3 protein-coding genes are annotated in these 3046 nt (G+C 48.9%); all 3 read right to left on the bottom strand.

Annotated elements, in window-relative coordinates; translation table 11 throughout:
* Positions 1–317: DUF4099 domain-containing protein (locus NC99_RS07210; protein WP_157624612.1), on the bottom strand; the 317-nt coding region annotated here is incomplete at its 3' end.
* Between the two features lie 20 nt (positions 318–337).
* Positions 338–2356: a YWFCY domain-containing protein gene (locus NC99_RS07205; RefSeq protein WP_053181558.1), complete on the bottom strand. Its 2019-nt coding sequence runs from the start codon at positions 2354–2356 to the stop codon at positions 338–340.
* A gap of 7 nt (positions 2357–2363) precedes the next feature.
* The coding region (locus NC99_RS07200) for a DUF4138 domain-containing protein (protein WP_053181556.1) at positions 2364–3046 on the bottom strand (683 nt) is incomplete at its 5' end.

Genomic DNA, 3046 nt, shown 5'->3' with positions numbered 1-3046 from the left:
AGCAATGCTCCCTTTTCCTCTTTGGTAAACTTGTGCCCCAGGTATTCATCAGGAATATACAGCCGCTGGATGGGATGCACCTTCACATCAACTTTACCATCCTCTCCCTGTTGCAAACGGATCTTCGCCGGAATCCTGTAATCCTGGTCATTGATCCGGGCATTAATCGTATAAAGCTTATCTGAGCGAAAACCGTTCAGGAAATCATTCAGTTCCCGGCTTTCCATGCGGGATACAAAGTCGCGGTCAATTCCGGCTTTCTCCAGTTTCTCAAACGGGATGTCAGCCATGTTCATTCGTGTGTTTTGTTGTTCCATAACATTTAATTTTTAAAGGGTTATTTATAATTCAGAGGCCGATGCCTCTTGTTTTCCGACGTTTCCTGCTTTTCCATTTCTTGCTCTTCGGCTTCTTGCTCCTCGTCGCCATGTTTGAGCTCGAAAACCTGTTGCAGCACTTCCTGCACCTCATTGTAAATCCGGTTCCGGTTACGCTCCAAAACCAGCTCGATATCATCAAAGCAGTAGCAATCCGGAATGCTCCGGTAGTTCTTTTCCTCCTTCTCGATGTCAGCCGTGTCCACAGCAATCAGTCCATTGAAGTTTTTCTGGCTGATCTGTTCGCCATAATTGTCGGCCACCTGCCCCACCATGTATCCTTGCGGCAGGGTGGCAATCTTGCCTTCCGGCACCAGGTAGTCCATCTGGGTCGAAAAAGTGGTACTTTGGGTGTTCCGATTAATGTTGATGGACTGGCGCTCCTGCAAGATTTTGCCCATCCGGTTTTGCATAAATTTGGCGGTCTCCCCTGCTGCCTGACCGGAAAAGATGTTCCCGATGTTGGTCAGTATGGCGTTGGCCTGCTCCTTTCCATAGTCGCGAATCAACTGGTCGATGGTCTGCATGCCAAGCAAGGTAGAGATTCGGTTGGCCCGGGCCGTTGCAATCAGGGTATCCAGCCCCCGGAAATAAATGGTCGGCAGCTCATCAAAGATCAGCGATGCCGGGTGCTGGTCTTTCCGGTTCATGATTTTCAGCATCCGGGTGATAAACAGCGACAACACCGCCCCATACATCTCAACGCGCAGCGGATTGTTGGCCAGACAAACCACTTTGGGCGCTTTCGGGTTATTGATGTCCAGGGAAAAATCATTGCCTGAGCAGATCCAGTAGATCTCCCGGCTGGTGATTTTGGAAATGGCGATTTTCAGGCTCCCCAGCTGTCCTTCCAGTTGGTCATGAGCCCCGCGCTGGTGAGCGCTAATAAAGGGATTGATAATGTTGACCACATCCTGCTCGGTGCCCAGCACTTCAAACAAATCGTTGTAATCCAGCTGCAGCAGTTCTATGGCATGGGGAAGCGTGCAGTACCGCCCGTCTTTGTGTCGTTTCAAAAACCAAATCACCGCAGCGAAAAAAGACACGGCACTTTCGGAGAAGAATTCGCCCTGCTTTTTAATCCACTCCCGGTTCAGGTTGTAAAGTACGGTGCGGGAAGATTCAAAAGCATCGATCGGGCTTTCCATCAATTCCGGGGCCAACGGATTGCAACGGTAGGACTTCCCAATATCATCGAAGTTGACCACATAAAACCGGGTGGTTTCCGGCAGCCTCTTTTTCCGTTTCGCCTTGAGAAAATAGTTGTAGGCAACCAATGATAAGTCCGGGTATTTAAAATCATAGACGCACATTGAAAATCCTTTTTGAAGATGCTGACGGATAAATGGTAAAACCACTGAAAAGGATTTTCCTGATCCGGGCGTGCCGATGACCATGGTTCCCCGGAAAGGATTGACAATGTTAATCCAGCCGGCACGATCTTTTCCCTTTTGGATATACCGGCTGGGGAGGTTCACCGAATACGGGTTGATCCTTGCCTGCTCTTCCTGCGGAAAACTTTCATTTTCCAGGTTGAAACGATCCTTCATCAGGTTCACGTTAATCAATTTAGATACATTATCGAAGCCGATATTCAAGACCACAAAACCAATGAACGATACCGCCAGGTAAATCAGCTGTTCCTGATCAATCAAAAGCAAGCTTCCCCAATAAAGGACCAATCCGACAATGATCTGGACTACAATATTGGACACCTTCAACTCCCGGTCTTTATGGGCTTTGGTACCCATGCAGGTGATCATCAAAAACACCAGGCAAACCGTTTTCGAATGGACGGGATCAGACAAAAACGACAGCTTGATCAGCTTTTGATACAAGGCGTCAAACTCCGGGATGTACCACCCCCGGGCAACAAAGAAGTCGATCCGGCTCAGGTACAGCGAAGCGATCAGCAACAAATAGCTGATAAACCGGAAGCTTTCATGCAATCGAACCAAGTCCTGTCGTTCGTAACTCACCCTGTCCTTAGTTAAAATTTAATTCTTTGGCCCGTAAAATGTCTTTGTTCCCGATCTCCAAAGTCAAGCGGCGACCGGTATTTCCCAAGGCTTTTTCAATCATTTCCAGGCGGAGGACACGTTTTCCTGGCAAAACCAGGTTGGGTAGGACAAACACTTCACGAACACTCGTATAGCCGGGAATAATTTTGACAGCATAGTGGCGATAGACTGGCTCTACCTGGTACTCCTGCGTGTTGGTGGCTTTGAGCTGCCGCTGATCATCAATCCACCAATGAAAACGATCTACCCGGTAGGCCAGGTTGGTTTTATTGGTCATCCGCACTTCAAAAAACAGGAAGCCGTTCTTCTGGGTGATCGTCTTGAGCTGGATCTTGATCCCGTCTTTCTTCTCTTTCACTCCCCGCACCTGGCTTTTGCGTTTCAGCAGAATCTGTTCGCACAACTCTTTCAGGACGTAATCCGGCATTAATCCGGAAGGTGACCCGCCCGCTTTTTCAGAGGTGAAGACATCCAGCTGGTAGGTGATTTGATCTGAAACTCCGCTTTCCAAAACCAGGGTGTAGATCCTTCCCTGGCAGACGATGGTCAGGGAGGATTCCCCGTCAAAGGGCTCGGCGGCCTTGAGGCGAATCAGGTTTGGTAACTCAGGAACAACTTCGGCCAAAATAAGCGTAGGATCGCCCACCT

The organism is Sunxiuqinia dokdonensis (assembly GCF_001270965.1).
GTDB lineage: Bacteria > Bacteroidota > Bacteroidia > Bacteroidales > Prolixibacteraceae > Sunxiuqinia > Sunxiuqinia dokdonensis.
Note: the sequence above shows the minus strand (reverse complement) of the source record. Positions and strands in the feature narration are given on the sequence as shown.